At 67.6% G+C, this 16063-nt stretch carries 16 protein-coding genes; 9 read left to right on the top strand and 7 right to left on the bottom strand.

The features are described from left to right. Nucleotides 1-3: 3 nt before the first annotated feature. The 5 genes from Q8M85_RS14015 (at nucleotide 4) to Q8M85_RS14035 (ending at nucleotide 5262) form a co-directional block, all read left to right on the top strand. A complete protein-coding gene (locus Q8M85_RS14015) occupies nucleotides 4-870 on the top strand; it encodes a manganese/iron ABC transporter ATP-binding protein (protein WP_305545690.1) in 867 nt (288 codons plus the stop codon). A 201-nt stretch (nucleotides 871-1071) separates the two neighbouring features. Next, nucleotides 1072-1902, top strand: coding sequence for a metal ABC transporter permease (locus Q8M85_RS14020; protein WP_305546037.1), 831 nt, complete (start codon nucleotides 1072-1074; stop codon nucleotides 1900-1902). After that, nucleotides 1899-2720 (top strand): metal ABC transporter permease, encoded by an 822-nt coding sequence (locus Q8M85_RS14025; RefSeq protein WP_305545692.1) that lies wholly within the window; start codon nucleotides 1899-1901, stop codon nucleotides 2718-2720. Before Q8M85_RS14020 ends, Q8M85_RS14025 begins: the two co-directional genes overlap by 4 nt. Before the next feature lie 128 nt (nucleotides 2721-2848). Further along, nucleotides 2849-4543, top strand: a complete 1695-nt coding sequence (locus Q8M85_RS14030) for a glycosyltransferase family 4 protein (RefSeq protein ID WP_305545694.1) — start codon at nucleotides 2849-2851, stop codon at nucleotides 4541-4543. Further along, nucleotides 4540-5262 (top strand): SDR family oxidoreductase, encoded by a 723-nt coding sequence (locus Q8M85_RS14035; RefSeq protein ID WP_305545696.1) that lies wholly within the window; start codon nucleotides 4540-4542, stop codon nucleotides 5260-5262. The genes Q8M85_RS14030 and Q8M85_RS14035 overlap by 4 nt, the downstream gene beginning before the upstream one ends. A gap of 11 nt (nucleotides 5263-5273) precedes the next feature. Here the strand turns inward: Q8M85_RS14035 and Q8M85_RS14040 are convergent, their stop codons facing one another. After that, nucleotides 5274-5558: a helix-turn-helix transcriptional regulator gene (locus Q8M85_RS14040; RefSeq protein WP_305546039.1), complete on the bottom strand. Its 285-nt coding sequence runs from the start codon at nucleotides 5556-5558 to the stop codon at nucleotides 5274-5276. Between the two features lie 202 nt (nucleotides 5559-5760). Between Q8M85_RS14040 and Q8M85_RS14045 the strand changes: the two genes are divergently transcribed. Then, the gene (locus Q8M85_RS14045) at nucleotides 5761-6711 is read left to right on the top strand and encodes a PHP domain-containing protein (RefSeq protein WP_305545698.1); all 951 of its coding nucleotides are present in this window, start codon (nucleotides 5761-5763) and stop codon (nucleotides 6709-6711) included. 107 nt (nucleotides 6712-6818) lie between these two features. Here Q8M85_RS14045 and Q8M85_RS14050 read toward each other — a convergent pair whose 3' ends face one another. Then, nucleotides 6819-6974, bottom strand: coding sequence for a hypothetical protein (locus Q8M85_RS14050; RefSeq protein ID WP_305545700.1), 156 nt, complete (start codon nucleotides 6972-6974; stop codon nucleotides 6819-6821). 252 nt (nucleotides 6975-7226) lie between these two features. Between Q8M85_RS14050 and Q8M85_RS14055 the strand changes: the two genes are divergently transcribed. Next, the gene (locus Q8M85_RS14055) at nucleotides 7227-7862 is read left to right on the top strand and encodes a YdeI family protein (protein WP_305545703.1); all 636 of its coding nucleotides are present in this window, start codon (nucleotides 7227-7229) and stop codon (nucleotides 7860-7862) included. A gap of 55 nt (nucleotides 7863-7917) precedes the next feature. Here Q8M85_RS14055 and Q8M85_RS14060 read toward each other — a convergent pair whose 3' ends face one another. From Q8M85_RS14060 to hutI, 4 genes are all read right to left on the bottom strand, one after another. Next, the gene (locus Q8M85_RS14060) at nucleotides 7918-8352 is read right to left on the bottom strand and encodes a DUF4304 domain-containing protein (RefSeq protein WP_305545705.1); all 435 of its coding nucleotides are present in this window, start codon (nucleotides 8350-8352) and stop codon (nucleotides 7918-7920) included. A 107-nt stretch (nucleotides 8353-8459) separates the two neighbouring features. After that, nucleotides 8460-10145, bottom strand: a complete 1686-nt coding sequence (gene hutU, locus Q8M85_RS14065; protein ID WP_305545707.1) for a urocanate hydratase — start codon at nucleotides 10143-10145, stop codon at nucleotides 8460-8462. 80 nt (nucleotides 10146-10225) lie between these two features. Next, the gene (gene hutH, locus Q8M85_RS14070) at nucleotides 10226-11758 is read right to left on the bottom strand and encodes a histidine ammonia-lyase (protein ID WP_305545709.1); all 1533 of its coding nucleotides are present in this window, start codon (nucleotides 11756-11758) and stop codon (nucleotides 10226-10228) included. Continuing rightward, nucleotides 11748-12956: an imidazolonepropionase gene (hutI, locus tag Q8M85_RS14075; RefSeq protein ID WP_305545711.1), complete on the bottom strand. Its 1209-nt coding sequence runs from the start codon at nucleotides 12954-12956 to the stop codon at nucleotides 11748-11750. Before hutI ends, hutH begins: the two co-directional genes overlap by 11 nt. A 66-nt stretch (nucleotides 12957-13022) precedes the next feature. On the opposite strand from hutI, the gene Q8M85_RS14080 reads away from it, so the two are divergent. Together Q8M85_RS14080 and Q8M85_RS14085 are read left to right on the top strand one after the other, a co-directional pair. Next, complete coding sequence (locus Q8M85_RS14080; protein ID WP_305545713.1) at nucleotides 13023-14363, top strand: formimidoylglutamate deiminase; 1341 nt, start codon at nucleotides 13023-13025, stop codon at nucleotides 14361-14363. Then, nucleotides 14360-15046: a GntR family transcriptional regulator gene (locus Q8M85_RS14085; protein WP_305545715.1), complete on the top strand. Its 687-nt coding sequence runs from the start codon at nucleotides 14360-14362 to the stop codon at nucleotides 15044-15046. The genes Q8M85_RS14080 and Q8M85_RS14085 overlap by 4 nt, the downstream gene beginning before the upstream one ends. Nucleotides 15047-15073: 27 nt before the next feature. On the opposite strand, the gene Q8M85_RS14090 is transcribed toward Q8M85_RS14085, so the two are convergent. Continuing rightward, nucleotides 15074-15928, bottom strand: a complete 855-nt coding sequence (locus tag Q8M85_RS14090; RefSeq protein ID WP_305545717.1) for a LysR family transcriptional regulator — start codon at nucleotides 15926-15928, stop codon at nucleotides 15074-15076. Between the last annotated feature and the right edge of the window lie 135 nt (nucleotides 15929-16063).

The following is a 16063-nucleotide window of genomic DNA, read 5'->3' on the forward strand; positions in this document are numbered from 1 at the left end:
TGAATGAGCGTTACCGCTGGCAATCAGGGGGCAGGGGGCGAGGGCATCTTTGCGGAAGGCGTCACCGTCACCTACCGAAACGGGCTCACCGCCCTGACCGATGCCAGCTTCCAGATCCCCCAGGGCACGATCACCGCGCTCGTGGGGGTGAACGGGGCGGGCAAGTCGACGCTCTTCAAGGCGATCATGGGCTTTGTCCCCGTCGCCCGCGGCACGATCCGGCTTCTGGGCCTGCCGGTCCGCGACGCGCTGCGGCAGAACCTCGTGGCCTATGTCCCCCAGGCCGAGGAGGTGGACTGGTCCTTCCCGGTCCTGGTCGAGGATGTCGTCATGATGGGCCGCTACGGCCACATGGGTTTCCTCCGCCGCCCCTCGGCCACCGACCGCGCCAAGGTGGACGAGGCGCTGTCCCGCGTCGGCCTTCTCGACCTCCGCCACCGCCAGATCGGCGAGCTTTCCGGCGGCCAGAAGAAGCGTGTCTTCCTGGCGCGCGCCCTGGCGCAAGAGGGGCGGATCATCCTCCTCGACGAACCCTTCACCGGCGTCGACGTGAAGACCGAGGAGCAGATCATCGCCCTTCTCCGCACGCTGCGCGACGAAGGCCACGTGATGCTGGTCTCGACCCACAACCTCGGCTCGGTCCCCGATTTCTGCGACCGGACCGTGCTGGTCAAGGGCACCGTCCTCGCCTACGGCCCCACGGAAACCACCTTCACCCGCGACAACCTGGAACACGCCTTCGGCGGCGTCCTGCGCCGCTTCACCATTGGCGGCACCGACCTGCACGAGGATGACGACAGCCGCGAGATCAGCATCCTCACCGACGACGAACGCCCCTTCGTCCAGTACGGCCGCAAGGGCGACACATGACCCGCTCCGCCTCGCACAGCCCCGCCTTTCATCTTTGCCCAAATATCCCCACCGGAGGTGCGACAGGGTTTGCGCCAATGGTTCGAGCAAACCATGTCGCGGCCGAGCCGTTTTGCGTCCTTCACGCAAAACGGCGAGACAAAAGTCTCGCGCCGCAAGGCGCTCGATCTGAAAACCGCCCCAACCCGCGCGCCCGTCACCATGCTTGAGCCCTTCGCCTACAACTACATGACCAACGCGATGTGGGTCTCGGCCCTGGTCGGCGGCGTCTGCGGGTTCCTGTCGGCCTACCTGATGCTCAAGGGCTGGTCGCTGATCGGCGACGCGCTTTCGCACTCGGTCGTGCCGGGGGTGGCGGGGGCCTACATCCTTGGCCTTCCCTTCGCGCTCGGGGCCTTCCTGTCGGGCGGCCTTGCCGCCGCGGCCATGCTGTTTCTCACCAACCGCACCGGGCTCAAGACCGACACCATCATCGGCCTGATCTTCACCTCGTTCTTCGGCCTTGGCCTGTTCCTGATCTCGATCTACCCGACCTCCGTCTCGATCCAGACCATCACGATGGGCAACATCCTTGCCATCTCGCCCGAGGACACTCTGCAACTTGTCCTGATCGGAGGCATCTCGGCGGCCGTCCTGCTACTTCTCTGGAAAGACCTGATGGTCACCTTCTTCGACGAGGCCCATGCCCGCACCATCGGCCTCAAGCCCGACCTTCTCAAGATCGTCTTCTTCACTCTCCTCTCCGCCAGCACGGTGGCCGCGATGCAGACCGTCGGTGCCTTCCTTGTCGTCGCGATGGTCGTCACCCCCGGCGCCACCGCCTATCTCCTGACCGACCGCTTCCCGCGCCTTCTGACCCTTGCCGCGACAATCGGGGCCGCCACGGGCTTCACCGGCGCCTACCTCAGCTACTTCCTCGACGGGGCCACGGGGGGCGTGATCGTCCTTCTGCAAACCGCCTGCTTTGCGCTGACCTTCCTTTTCGCCCCGAAACACGGCCTGCTTGCCGCGAAGCGCAGGGCCAAAGCATGATCGAGAGCCTGTTCCAGCCCTTCCAGTTCCCCTTCATGCAGAACGCCTTCCTGATCGCGCTGATCGTGGCCCCACCCACGGCGCTTCTGTCCTGTTTTCTGGTCCTGAAAGGCTGGGCGCTGATGGGGGATGCCGTCAGCCACGCGGTCCTGCCCGGCATCGTGCTGGCCTACATGGCGGGCTGGCCGCTTCTCCTTGGAGCCTTCATCGCAGGTTTGGGCTCGTCGCTTCTGACCGGCTGGCTGGCCGACAACAGCCGCATCAAACGCGATACGGTGATGGGGGTCGTCTTCTCGGCCATGTTCGCGCTTGGCATCGTGCTGCACACCGCCTTCCCCTCGGACGTCCACCTTGACCACATCCTCTTTGGCAACATGCTGGGGGTCGGGAAGGGCGACCTTCTTACCGCCGCCCTCATCGCGGCACCTGTCACTCTTGTCCTCAGCCTGAAATGGCGCGATCTGATGCTGCACGCCTTCGACCCGGCTCAGGCCCAGGTCTCTGGCCTGCCGGTCAGGCTCCTGCATTACGGTCTCCTCGCCATCCTTGCGCTCACCATCGTCGCCACGCTGTCCTCGGTCGGCCTCATCCTTGCCATCGGCCTTCTGATCGCCCCTGGTGCCATTGCCTTCCTCGTCACCCGCAGCTTTGGTGCCATGCTGATCGCCGCGACCCTGGTCTGCCTTTTCGCCATGACCGCCGGGGTCTACGCCAGCTTCCACCTTGATGCGGCCCCGGCCCCCACGGTCATCCTGATCCTGACCGCTCTCTTCCTTCTGGCCTTCCTGCGCCGCGTGATCCTGACCCGCACAGCCTGACCCGCACAGCCTGACCGGCACAGCCTGACCTGCACAGCCTGATCCCCCCAGCTGATCCCCCCAGCTGATCCCCTTGCGGGACCCAGGTCCAGCCTCTACCCATAGGGCGACAGTCTGGGAAAGCCCGCATGCCCGCCACCAATGCCGCCATCTGGTTCTCGTCGGACGGGTATGACCCGAAGACCAGAGGCATCAACGGCCGCCGTGTCGCGGGGGAAAGTTTCCTGCGCGGCTTTTTCGCCCATGCCGACGTGACCGAGTTCGTCTCCCTCGCCCATGCCCAGGCCGACCACGCCGCCTTCGCCCGGATCGCCGCCGACCAGGGCGTGACGCGGCCCCTGCGGGCGGTCCGCCTTGACGCGCCTGCCGCGCTTGCCCCGGTCGAGGTCGTCTCCTACCCCGCGCCGATCCCGTCGGTCGAATGTTGGCGTCGCGCCCCGCACGGAGCGGCCGCCTGGGCCTTGTGCGGCATAACCCACACGACGGCCACCCGCGCTGTGATGCAGACCGTCTTCGACCTCCGTTCGGCCCCCCAGATGCCCTGGGACGCCGTGATCTGCACGTCGCGCGCGGTCCAGTCCTCGGTCCGCCGACTGATGGAACTGGCCGAGGTCCACCTGACCCAGCGCTTCCCCGGCGCGCCGCTTCCCGCGCGCCCCCTGCTGCCGGTGATCCCCCTTGGCATCACCTGTGCCGATTTCCGGCCCGACCCGGCCCTTGGGCAGGGCCTGCGCGACCGGATCGGCGCAGGTCCGCGCGACGTCCTGGCCGTGACCATCGCCCGCCTGACCCCGGACGAGAAATTCGACCCGCTCCCGCTGTTTCTGGCGCTGGAGTCCGCCGCGGCCGAGATCGCGGGTCAGCTCGCAAGGGTGGGCGGCGGCAAGCTGCACCTCGTCCTTTGCGGCCAGTTCAAGGAACCGGGCTGGGAGGAGATCTTTGCCAGGGCCGCCGCTCGGCTGATGCCCTCCTGCGGCTATCACCTTCTGGACGGAGGCAACGCGGACGACCGCAAGGCAACCCTGTCCGGCGGCGACATCTTCGTTTTCCCGATCGACAATCTGCAAGAGACCTTCGGCCTCGCGCCGATCGAGGCGATGGCGGCGGGCCTGCCGGTGATCGTCTCGGACTGGGACGGGATGAAGGATACGGTGACGCCCGAAGTGGGCTTCCGCATCCCCAGCGAACTGCCGCGTCCGGGCCTGTCCACCTACATCAGCCAGCGCCACCTTGGCGGAACCGACAGCTACATCCAATACCTCAGCCAGGTCTCGGCGCTGACCTCGCTGGACCTTGGCGCGCTGACGCGGGCGCTGGTCGCACTCGCCCTTGATGCCGATCTGCGGACCCGGATGGGCGCAGCGGGCCAGGCGCGGGCGCGCGCGCTTTACGACTGGTCGGCAGTGATCCCGCAGATGCAGGCGCTCTGGGGCGAACAGGCGGCGATGCTGGCCCACGCCCGGACCCGGGGCGGTCCCGTCCTCGCGCCGGTTCCGGCCGGCCTCATCCCGGTCGGCCCCGCGGTGGATGAGATGTTTGCGGCCTATCCCACCGCCTTCGCCGCCCAAGACCGTCGCCTTGCCGCGACGCCCGGCCCCCATCCGACCCCGGACGAGATCTTCGCCCTGCGCAACTACGCGGCCCTGCGCCGCCTGATCGAGGACCCGGCCCGGATCCAGGCGATCCGCGCCGCCTACGCCAGCGCCGGCCCTGCGGGCGCGACCGAAGCCGACATCGCCACCGCCACCGGCGCGGCTCCCGCCGTCGTGGCGCGTGCATCGCTCTGGCTGCTCAAATACGGTTACCTGATGGAGGCCCAATGATCCGCTCGATTCTCATCACCGGCGCCGGCGCCGGCATCGGCCGCGCCACCGCGCGCCTGTTCCTGGCGGAAGGCTGGGAGGTCACGCTTCTTGGCCGCCGCCGCGAGACTTTGGAAGAAACCGCCCTGGGCCAGCCCGCCCGCATCCTGACTGCCGACGTCGGTGACCCAAGCGAGGTCGAGGCCGCCTTCGACCAGATCGCGCGCCTCGACGTCCTTTTCAACAATGCAGGCATCTCGGCCCCTGCAGCGCCTATCGACGAAATCCCGGTGGACAAGTGGCTTGAGGTCAGTCGAACCAACATCACCGGCATGTTCCTCTGCGCCCGCGCGGCCTTTGGCCTCATGCGCCGCCAAAGCCCCCGCGGCGGTCGCATCATCAACAACGGCTCGATCTCGGCGCATGTCCCGCGGCCCGGCAGCGCGCCCTACACCATGTCCAAACACGCCGTCACCGGACTGACGCGGACCCTCGGCCTGGACGGCCGCGCCTTCGACATCGCCTGCGCGCAAGTGGACATCGGCAACGCGCTGACCGACATGGCGGCAAAGTTCACCCAGGGCGTGCCCCAGGCGAACGGAGACATCCGTGTCGAGCCGGTAATGGACGTGGATCACGTCGCCCGGTTGGTCCTGCACATGGCCAGCCTGCCGTTGGAGGTCAACACGCCGTTCGTGACGATCATGGCCCGCGACATGCCCTATATCGGGCGCGGGTGACGATCAGGATCCTACGCCGCCCGGGCGAACAGCTCTGGCAAAAGCCGCAGCAGCGCCTGCACCCGGCCATCCTGGATCGCATAGTAGATCGCCTTGCCGTCGCGCCGGGTCGAGACCAGCCCCTCCAGCCGCAGCCGCGCGAGTTGCTGGCTGACGGCAGCCTGTCGCTGGCCCAGCAGAGCCTCCAGTTCGGTCACCGACTTCTCGCCACTGGAAAGGTGACACAGGATCATCAACCGACCCTCATGGCTCAGTGCCTTCAGAAGCGCCGCCGCTGCAGGGGCACTCCCGGCCATCCGCGCCGCAAGATCCCGCGGCCCGGCCTTTCCGACCTCGATTGCAGACCCGCCTGACGGGAACTGATCCAATGACATGCCAACCCTCACACAACCAGACATTGCAGAACGATAGCATGTACACCTGGCCGCCACGACTGTCCCTTGCTCAGTTTCTCAGGCCCGGGCAAGGTTCCGCCGACATCCCCCTGGAAGGACCATCATGCTTCGCCCCTCTGCCTTCACCGCCCCCGGCCGCTTCTGGCGCGGGAACCTGCACACCCATTGCACAAACTCCGACGGGGTGCTGTCGGCCGAGGAAGTCTGCCGCCGCTACAAGGCCGAGGGCTATGATTTCCTGGCAATCACCGACCACTTCATCGGCATCTACGGCTATCCGATGACCGACACGCGCCCCTTCCGCGACGCGGGCTTCACCACGCTGATCGGGGCGGAACTGCACTCCGGCGCACAATCGAACGGTGAGCTTTGGCACATTCTTGCCGTGGGCCTGCCCGATGACTTCGCGCCCCCCACCACGACCAGCTTCATCGCCGAACCGGGGCAGGAGACCGGGCCCGAGATCGCCGCCCGCGCCGTCGCTGCCGGGGCTTTCGTCGCCATCGCCCATCCGCAATGGTCAGGCCTGACCCTCGCCGACGCCCGCACGATCACGGCCGCCCACGCCGTCGAGATCTACAACCACGGCTGTGCCACTGGTTGCGACCGTCCCGACGGTGCCGGGATCGCCGACCTACTTCTGACGGAAGGCCGCCACCTGACCCTGATCGCGACCGACGACGCGCATTTTCACGAACCTGACCATTTCGGCGGCTGGGTCATGGTCAAGGCCACCGAAAACACGCCCGAGGCGCTGCTGGCCGCGCTGAAACGCGGGGATTTCTACGCCTCTCAAGGCCCGCAGATCCACGATGTCCGGGTCGAGGGTGACACGGCCTATGTCGAATGTTCTGCCGCTGTCTCGGTGGTGGCCCTGGGCTGGGGCACCGGCGCGCGCAGCGTACACGGCCATTCGATGACCCGCGCCGAGGTTCCGCTGGACCGCCTTCTTGGCAGCCCCTGGGTCCGCATCTCGGTCATCGACGCCGCCGGCAGACGCGCCTGGTCAAACCCGATCTGGCGCGAGGCCGGCAAGAACCCCCGCATCCTGTAAACCGGGGCCGAACGTTGACCCAAGGTGTCCCCTCTGCCCACCGGGGGAGAGGGCCAGGGTGAGGGGGGCTGCCACCCCCGCACCGCCTTGGGTCGCGGCACCCCTGGTCAGTTCAGGCTGGCCTTGCGCGCGAAGAACACCGGCACAGCCGTCACCGGACGCTCGGCCCCGCAGCCTTTCAGCATGCCGATCCGCCGCAGGGCAGGGTCCTCGCGGTGCATCGTCCGCAGCCACCAGCCCAGTATTGCTTTCGATCCGGTCATCGCGCTTCTCCCTTCTGCGGCTTCGTTAATCAATTACTCACCCGGAAGTTGTGTGTCCGATGGCCGATCCAAGGAGTTTTCCCGAGAAGATCGTGGCAGCACCGTGGAATGCGGCCTGCAACGCGACGATCATCGATATTCGCTCTGGTTGTTGAACCCACAGGGGCAAAACCTGTGGATGTTTCTTGCGGCCGGAAAGCCAGTCTTGCGCCGTTTTGCCGAAAGACCGACACTGACACCCCAGAGGTCCCGATGCCCGACCGTGCGATGATCACCGATCCTGACGCCTACTTCGCAGATGGCTGCGGCCGCTGCGACCGCTTCGCCACACCCGACTGCTCCACCCGGCTTTGGCTGCCGGGCCTCCTGACGCTCCGCCGCATTGCGCGTGAGGCTGGCCTGACCGAGACTGCCAAATGGGGCCACCCCTGTTACATGCACTCGGGCCGCAACATCTGCCTGATGGGGGCCTTCCGTGGCGATTTTCGCCTGACCTTCATGAATGCCGCCCTGCTGAAGGACCCCGAGGGCCTGCTGGAGCGGCAGGGCCAGAACACCCGCCACCCTGACTGCCTGCGCTTCACCGACACCACAACCCCCGCCCGTCTGGAGCCGGTGATCCGCGCCTATCTCGCGGAAGCGATGGCCTATGCCGACCAGGGCCTGCTGCCGCCGAAAGAGCCGACCGAGGTGACCCTCCCGGACGAGTTGGTCCAGGCGCTCGACGCCGACCCCGAACTGGCCGAGGCTTTCGCGGCCCTGACCCCTGGTCGGCAGAAAAGCTGGGCGCTGCATCTGAACTCTGCCAGGACCAGCGCGACCCGACTTTCCCGGATCGAGAAATCCCGTCCGAAGATCCTGGCGGGCAAGGGGGCCACCGAACGCTGACTTCCCTGACTGCCACCCAGCCGTCAGGTCGATCCGTATCCTGCAAGCAGCCGGATCACCGACGCGGCGCACCCGGTTTGCCGGCCCACCAAGCCTCGGCTTCCGTCATCAGCAACTCCGAGCAGCGCGCGGCAAGGTCTTCTGGTGGCTGGATAGCGCCGCGATAGGGCGTATCGCTCGGGCTGGCGTAGACGAACCAGTGGTCGCCCCCGGTTACTGCGCCAAGCCGGACCCAATCCCGGGTCTGGCTGACCCGCAGCTTTGCCGGTTCGGTCTTCGGCTTGAGGAAGAGGTTCGTCCAGCCTCGGGCGGAATAGCCCAGGTTCACGCAGAAGCTTCCCCCGGCCGAAGCGAACTGGAAGTTCACCAGTGCGACGAAGCCCCCCGTTTCCCGAAAGAAGTGGGGAAATGCACCGTGGAACCCGGCAGCCCGCAACTCCGGGACACAGACCTGTTTCAGCACCGCGACCATCGCCTTCCGGTCGGTCATCACCTGCCGCCCCTCGCACCACCCGGACCACAGTTAACACCACCTGAACGCCCACCGACAAGCCCTTGATGTTGCTCAGGGTCCCAAGCCCGCCCAGCGTGGACAGGTCAGTTCCCCAGGATGCCCGGCAGCCGCAACCCATGCTCCTTCGCGCAGGTAATCGCCGTCTCGTACCCCGCATCCGCGTGCCGCCAGACGCCCGAGGCAGGATCGTTCCACAGGACGCGCTCCAGCCGTTTCGCCGCCTCCGGCGTCCCGTCCGCGAGGATCACCACCCCGGCGTGCTGCGAGAACCCCATCCCCACACCGCCTCCGTGGTGCAGACTGACCCAGGTCGCCCCCGAGGCCGTGTTGACCAGCGCGTTCAGAAGCGGCCAGTCGGAAACTGCGTCCGAGCCGTCCCGCATCGCTTCCGTCTCGCGGTTCGGGGACGCCACCGAGCCCGAGTCCAGATGGTCCCGCCCGATCACGATGGGGGCCTTGAGTTCCCCGGACGCCACCATCTCGTTGAACATCAGCCCCGCCCGGTGCCGGTCGCCAAGGCCGATCCAGCAGATGCGCGCCGGCAGCCCCTGGAACGCGATCCGCTCTCCCGCCATGTCCAGCCAGCGGTGCAGGTGGGCGTTGTCGGGGAACAGCCGCTTCATCGCCGCGTCGGTCTTGGCGATATCTTCGGGGTCGCCCGACAGGGCCACCCAGCGGAACGGGCCGATCCCCTTGCAGAAGAGGGGCCGGATATAGGCGGGCACGAAACCGGGGAAGGCGAAGGCGTTCTCGAACCCTTCGTCCTTCGCGACCTGCCGGATGTTGTTGCCATAGTCCAGCGTCGGGACGCCCGCGTTCCAGAAGCCGACCATCGCCTCGACATGGGTCCGCATCGAGTGGCGCGCCGCCGCCTCGACCGCCGCCGGGTCCGTCTCCTGCTTTGCCCGCCACTCGGCCACGGTCCAGCCCACCGGGCAATAGCCGTGCAGCGGGTCATGGGCGCTGGTCTGGTCGGTGACGATGTCCGGCCGCACCCCGCCCGCCTTCATCCGGGCCAGCAGCTCGGGAAACACCTCTGCCGCGTTACCAAGCAGACCCACCGACTTCGCCTCACCCTTCGCGGTCCAGTCGGCGATCATCGCCAGCGCCTCGTCCAGCGTCCGGGCCTTGGCGTCGACATAGCGGGTGCGCAGGCGAAAATCGATGCGGGTCTCGTCCACCTCGACCGCAAGACAGCAGGCCCCGGCCATCACGGCGGCCAGCGGTTGCGCCCCGCCCATGCCGCCAAGCCCCCCGGTCAGGATCCACTTTCCGGTCAGATCGCCGTCGTAATGCTGCCGCCCCGCCTCGGCGAAAGTCTCGTAGGTTCCCTGCACAATGCCTTGAGTTCCAATGTAAATCCAGGACCCGGCGGTCATCTGGCCGTACATCATCAGGCCCTTGCGATCCAATTCATTGAAATGCGCCCAGGTCGCCCAGTGCGGGACGAGGTTTGAATTGGCGATCAGCACGCGCGGTGCATCGGTGTGGGTCCGCACGATGGCGATGGGCTTGCCGGACTGGACGACCAGCGTCTCGTCCGCCTCCAGGTCCTTCAGCCCCGCGACGATGCGGTCGAAATCCTCCCAGGTCCGCGCGGCGCGACCGATGCCGCCGTAGACGACCAGCTCATGCGGGTTTTCCGCGACATCGGGATGCAGGTTGTTCATCAGCATCCGCATCGCGGCCTCTCCGGCCCAGGTCTTTGCGGTCTTTTCCGGCCCGGTCGGCGGGTAGACGTCGCGGAGGTTGTGGCGAGGATTCGTCATGGTCAGGCTCCTGTGCGGGTGGAGACCCCGGGGGCGCTTCGCCCCCCGGACCCCCAGAGGATATTTCGGGACAGATGAAATCAGGTAAGGGAAGGCATGGGGATGGTGGTGGCTTTCGACATTGCACCCTCGGCGACCAGAGCAGCGGCTTTGGCGAGGTCAGGAGCGAGGTAGCGGTCTTCTTCCAGTGCATGGACGTGGCTGCGCAGAGCACGGACGGCAGCCTGCAGGGGGGCCGAAGTGCGCAGGGGGGCGCGGAATTCCACCCCTTGCACGGCGCACATCGCCTCGACGCCGAGGATGACGTTCAGGTTCTTCACCATCCGCCGCAGCCGGCGCGCGCCGTGGGCGGCCATGCTGACGTGGTCCTCCTGGTTGGCGGAGGTGGGGGTGCTGTCAATCACCGTCGGGTGGGCGAGGTGCTTGTTCTCGCTCATCAATGCGGCCGTCGTGACCTCGGCGATCATCAGGCCGGAGTTCAGGCCCGGCTTCGGCGTCAGGAAGGCGGGCAGGTCGAAGCTGAGGGTCGGGTCCACCATCAGCGCAACCCGGCGCTGTGCGATCGCGCCGATCTCGGCCAGGGCCATCGCGATCATGTCGGCCGCAAAGCCAACGGGTTCGGCGTGAAAGTTGCCGCCGCTGACGATCTGGCCGTTCGACAGGACAAGCGGGTTGTCGGTGGCCGCGTTGGCCTCGATCTCCAGCGTGCGCCCGGCCATGCGCAGGACATCCATCGCAGCACCCGTGACCTGCGGCTGGCAGCGGATGCAATAGGGGTCCTGCACGCGGGTGTCGCCCTCGCGGTGGCTTTCGCGAATCTCGGAGCCTTGCAGCAGGGCGCGCATCGTGGCGGCGGCCGCGATCTGCCCGGGTTGGCCGCGAAGCGCGTGGATTTCGGCCTCAAGCGGCGCGGTGGAGCCCATGATCGCGTCGGTGGAAAGCGCCGAGATCACCAGCGCCTCCTGCGCGGCGCGCCAGCCCTGAAACAGTCCGGCAAGGGCGTAAGCGGTCGAGAACTGGGTGCCGTTGATCAGCGCGAGACCTTCCTTCGCGCCAAGAGTGATCGGCGAAAGCCCTTTCATCGCAAGAGCTTCGGCGCCGGTTTTCACCTTGCCGTCCACCACCGCCTCGCCATGACCGATCATCACGGCGGTCATGTGGGCCAAGGGTGCAAGGTCGCCGGACGCACCGACCGAGCCCTGGTCGGGGATCACCGGGGTCACGTCTTGCGCGAGCATCCCTTCGATCAGGTCCACGACCTCCAGCCGCACGCCCGAGGCCCCGCGCCCCAGCGACAGAAGCTTCAGCACCATCATCAGCCGCGCCACATCCTCGGGCATCGGGGCACCCACGCCGCAGCAATGGCTGAGGATCAGGTTTTTCTGCAAGGTTTCCGTATCTTCCGGGGCGATCTTCACGCTGGCGAGTTTACCGAAGCCGGTGTTCACGCCATAGACCGCCGCCGAGCCCCGAGCCGCCGCCGCGATGTGGCTTGCGGCGCGCAGGATGCCAGGGCGGGCACTGTCGACAAGGCGCGCGGGTCGCCTGTCGCGGAAGATCCGCTCCAGTTGCGCAAGAGTGACCTCGCCGGGGATGAGGGTTTCAAGCGTCAAGACTGCCTCCGAAAATGCGGGAGTGAAGCGGGGTCGCGCCGATCCGGTAGGACAGTTCGGCTGGGTGGTCGGCGTCCCAGATCGCCAGATCGGCGCGCAAGGACGGCGCGATCCGGCCGCGGTCGGCCAGACCAAGCGCGCGGGCCGCATGGACAGTGGTGCCCAGCAGCGCCTCTTCCGGCGTCAGGCGAAAGAGCGTGCAGGCCATGTTCATCGCCAGCGTCAGCGAGGCCAGCGGCGAGGAGCCGGGGTTGAGGTCGGTCGCCACCGCCATCGCCACGCCCGCCTCGCGCAGCGCGGCGATGGGGGGCAGCTGGCTTTCGCGCAGGGTGTAGAAGGCACCGGGCAGGATCACCGCCACCGTCCCGGCGGCTGCCATCGCGGCGACGCCTTCGGGCGAGAGGTATTCCAGGTGGTCCGCCGACAGCGCACCGTGCCGCGCCGCGAAGGCGGCGCCGCCCTGGTCGGTCAGCTGTTCGGCATGGAGCTTGACCGGCAGGCCAAGGGCGCGCGCCTCGGCAAAAAGGGGGGCGAGGTCGTCGGTTGAAAAGGCGATGGTCTCGCAGAAGGCGTCGACGGCATCGACCAGCCCCTCGGCATGGGCGGCGCGCAAGGACGAGATGGCGACTTCGGCGATGTAAGCCGTTGCGCGGCCCTTGAATTCCGGCGGTATCGCATGGGCGGCCAGATGCGTGGTCCTCACCGTCACCGGGCGCGAACGGCCGATACGGCGCGCGGCGCGCAGCATCTTCAATTCGTCCTCGACGGTCAGCCCGTAGCCGGACTTCACCTCGATCGTGGTCGCACCGCTGGCGATCAGCTGGTCGACGCGCGGCAGGGCGCGGGCCAGCAGGTCATCCTCGGACGCCGCGCGTGTGGCGGTGACGGTCGACAGGATCCCGCCCCCGGCCCGGGCGATTTCCTCGTAGCTTGCCCCCTGCAGGCGCAGCTCGAACTCCACCGCCCGGTGGCCGGCGAAGACCGCGTGGGTGTGGCAGTCGATCAGGCCGGGGGTGACAAGACGGCCCGCGACATCATGCTCGGGAAGCGAGCGAAAGGCGGTGGGCAGCTCTGCCATCGGGCCAGCCCAGGCGATCCGGTCGCCTTCGATCACCACGGCGGCGTCGGGGATCAGGCCGTAGCCTTCGGTCCCCATCGGTCCGTTCATCGTCGCAAGGGTGGCATGGGTCAGGAGCATCGGCTTGCCTTATGGGTGATCTATTGGCTAATATGTCTAGACATAATGCAAGTCAAGTGAGTCGCCATGATCCTGCACGCCGCAACTGCGCTTCTGCCCGAGGGCTGGGCGACCGATGTCCGCCTTCGCATCGAGAACGGTCGGATCGCCGAGATCGCGACCGGGGTGAAAGGGGAGGGCCAAGGCGCGATCCTGCCGGCGCCGGTCAATCTCCACTCCCACACCTTCCAGCGCGCGATGGCCGGGCTGACCGAGGGTCGGACAGCGGGGCAGGACAGTTTCTGGACCTGGCGCGCGCTGATGTACCGCTTTCTTGACCGCCTTGGCCCCGAGGACGTGCAGGCGATCGCGGCGCAGGCGATGGTCGAGATGGCCGAGGCCGGGTTCGGGGGGCTGGCCGAATTCCATTACCTGCATCACCCTGTCGGCGGTGGCACCTATGCCAACCCGGCCGAGATGTCGGCGCGGATCGCCGAGGCCGCGCGGGAAACCGGGCTTGGTCTCACGCATCTGCCGGTGATTTATGAACAGGGCGGGGTGGACGGGCGCGCGCTGGCGGGCGGGCAGTTGCGGTTCGGCTCTGCGCCCGAGGTCTATGCGACCGTGCTGGACGGGGCCGGGCGCGCAGTTGCGGGGATGCCGGATGCCGTGCTGGGCGTCGCGCCCCATTCGCTGCGGGCGGTCAGCCGCGCGACGCTGGACCAGGTGGCGGGGATGACCTCTGGCCCGATCCATATCCACATCGCCGAACAGGTCGCCGAAGTGGCCGAGGTCCAGGCGGTCTGGGGTGCCCGCCCGGTGGAATGGGCGGTGGCGAACCTGGCACTTGATCGCCGCTGGTGCATGATCCATGCCACGCAGATGACAGCGGGCGAGACTGCAAACCTGGCGTTTACCGGCGCCGCCGCGGGGTTGTGCCCGATCACCGAGGCGAACCTTGGCGACGGCATCTTCGACGCGCCCGGCTGGCTGGCGGCAGGGGGGTCGTTCGGGGTGGGAACCGACAGCAATGTCCGCATTTCCCTGGCCGAGGAACTTCGGCTTCTGGAATATTCGCAACGCCTGAACGGCAAGGCACGCTCGGTGATGGCGGATCATCGTTCCACAGGACGGCTGTTGTGGGAGGGGGCTGCGGCGGGCGGCGCGCAGGCGGCGGGTCGTGGCCGCGGCGTGATCGCGGTCGGCGAATGGGCCGACCTTCTGGCGCTGGACACGGACGATCTGCGGCTCGACGGGCTTTCCGGCGACCATTTGCTTGATGCCTTTGTGTTTGCCGGGCGTGACGGGCTGGTCTCCGACCTCTGGTCCGCTGGGCGCCACATCGTCAAGGACGGCCGCCACATTTCCCGCGATACCATCGCCACCCGTTTCCGCGCCACGATGCGCCGCCTGCGGGACAGGCTGTGACCCTGGGTTGGGAGGATATCAGGGCCGAGGTCCTGCGCCGCATCCGGGCGCGGGACTGGCCGCCCGGCGCGCTGATCCCGGGCGAAGAGGCGCTGGCCGAGGAATTCGGCGTCGCCCGCGCCACGGTCAACCGGGCGCTGACCGCGCTGGCCGAAGCGGGGGTCGTCGAACGGAAGAAACGCGCCGGAACCCGGGTCGCCGAACTTCCGGTGCGGCGGGCCAGGCTTGAGATTCCGGTGATCCGGCTGGATGTGCTGGGGCGGGGGCTGGGGTACGACTTCAAGCTTCTGGCCGACCGGATGGCCCCGGCGCCGGTGCCGGTGACGGCGCGGCTTGGTCTGCCGGAGGGCCAGCCGATGCGCTATCTGGAGACGCTGCACCTTGCCGGGGGGCGGCCCTACGTGCTGGAGACGCGCTGGCTGAACGATGCGGTCCTTCCCTTGCCCGCGCCGGACTTCGCGGCGGTCAGCGCGAATGAATGGCTGGTGACCCACGTCAGCCTGGTCTCGGGCGACATCGCCTTCACCGCCGACCCGGCCTCGCTCCGTGAAGCGGAAGTGATGGGTGTCCCCCTCGGCACGGCACTTCTTGTGGCGGAACGCACGACCCACGGCACGGGCGGTCCGGTGACCTGGGTTCGCCTCGCCCACGCGCCGGGGCATCGGGTGCAGATGGTGTTCTGAACCGTAGGGTGGGCGGTATCGCCCACCCTACCTGCCGCTGCGAAAATGCCGCGCCACCAACTGCGTCAGCTTGCGGTGCAGGGGCAGGGTCCGGTGCCGGATGTGGATCGCGGCGAAGACGGGCTGGCGAAGGTCGGGGGCATCCTCGACCACCATGAAACGGCCGGACGCGATCAGGTCCTGCGCGGTCTTCTCCAACACGTAGCCCGACCCACCCATCGCGGTCAGGAGCGAGACCACCGACCCCGACTGGCCGACCGAGACCGGCGAGGCGGCAAGTTCGGGCGTCAGTTGCCGGTGCATCTCCTCGAAGGCGGGGGAGAAATGGGCGAAGACAAAGCGGTTCGCGCGGACCTCGGCCAGGTGTGGCGTGTCGGTCGAGATCATGCGGTATGTGACGTCACCCACGCTGTCGAAATGCAGGTCAGGGTGGGGTTTGGGGCTGAACATCACCGCGAAGTCCAGGATGCCGGTCAGTAGGTCCGCACACATCTGGTTGGAATAGTCGGGTTCGATGTAGAAGGCGGTCTCGGGGAAGGCGGCGCGGAACTCGGCCACCCAGTCGCCAAGATAGACCGCCGCAAGGTCGTTCTGGATGCCGAGGCGGAGGAGCTGCGCCGCCCCCTGCGGGATCTGGATGCGGCGCTTGGCCTCGTTCCATTCGTGGCGCAGCGCGCGGGCGTGCGGCTCGAACCGCTTGCCTTCCGGGGTCAGGTCGGTGCCCGCGCGGGATCGGTCGAACAGGCGCTGGCCAACGGCCTGCTCCAGCGCCGTGACGCGGGCCGAGACGGTGGACTGGGTGATGCGCAGCCGGTCCGCGGTGCGGTGAAAACTGCGGGTCTCGGCCAGGTCGAGGAAGGTGTCGAGAAGGTCGATCTGCATCGTGGTGCCTTGTGGCTGGAAGCCGGGGGTTTTCCACCCCCCGAGCCAGTGGTTTCTCGAACCGATGGCGGCTCCACTGGCTCACCCCGAGGATATTTGTGCAAAGATGAAAGGCGTGATCGGATTTGTCGATCA

It is taken from the genome of Tabrizicola sp., assembly GCF_030694085.1.
Lineage (GTDB): Bacteria > Pseudomonadota > Alphaproteobacteria > Rhodobacterales > Rhodobacteraceae > Tabrizicola.

Coding starts and splice junctions, on each gene's coding strand:
- Q8M85_RS14015 (WP_305545690.1), top strand. CDS start 4: ATGAGCGTTACCGCTGGCAATCAGGGGGCAGGGGGCGAGGGCATCTTT.
- Q8M85_RS14020 (WP_305546037.1), top strand. CDS start 1,072: ATGCTTGAGCCCTTCGCCTACAACTACATGACCAACGCGATGTGGGTC.
- Q8M85_RS14025 (WP_305545692.1), top strand. CDS start 1,899: ATGATCGAGAGCCTGTTCCAGCCCTTCCAGTTCCCCTTCATGCAGAAC.
- Q8M85_RS14030 (WP_305545694.1), top strand. CDS start 2,849: ATGCCCGCCACCAATGCCGCCATCTGGTTCTCGTCGGACGGGTATGAC.
- Q8M85_RS14035 (WP_305545696.1), top strand. CDS start 4,540: ATGATCCGCTCGATTCTCATCACCGGCGCCGGCGCCGGCATCGGCCGC.
- Q8M85_RS14040 (WP_305546039.1), bottom strand. CDS start 5,558: ATGGCCGGGAGTGCCCCTGCAGCGGCGGCGCTTCTGAAGGCACTGAGC.
- Q8M85_RS14045 (WP_305545698.1), top strand. CDS start 5,761: ATGCTTCGCCCCTCTGCCTTCACCGCCCCCGGCCGCTTCTGGCGCGGG.
- Q8M85_RS14050 (WP_305545700.1), bottom strand. CDS start 6,974: ATGACCGGATCGAAAGCAATACTGGGCTGGTGGCTGCGGACGATGCAC.
- Q8M85_RS14055 (WP_305545703.1), top strand. CDS start 7,227: ATGCCCGACCGTGCGATGATCACCGATCCTGACGCCTACTTCGCAGAT.
- Q8M85_RS14060 (WP_305545705.1), bottom strand. CDS start 8,352: ATGACCGACCGGAAGGCGATGGTCGCGGTGCTGAAACAGGTCTGTGTC.
- hutU (WP_305545707.1), bottom strand. CDS start 10,145: ATGACGAATCCTCGCCACAACCTCCGCGACGTCTACCCGCCGACCGGG.
- hutI (WP_305545711.1), bottom strand. CDS start 12,956: ATGCTCCTGACCCATGCCACCCTTGCGACGATGAACGGACCGATGGGG.
- Q8M85_RS14080 (WP_305545713.1), top strand. CDS start 13,023: ATGATCCTGCACGCCGCAACTGCGCTTCTGCCCGAGGGCTGGGCGACC.
- Q8M85_RS14090 (WP_305545717.1), bottom strand. CDS start 15,928: ATGCAGATCGACCTTCTCGACACCTTCCTCGACCTGGCCGAGACCCGC.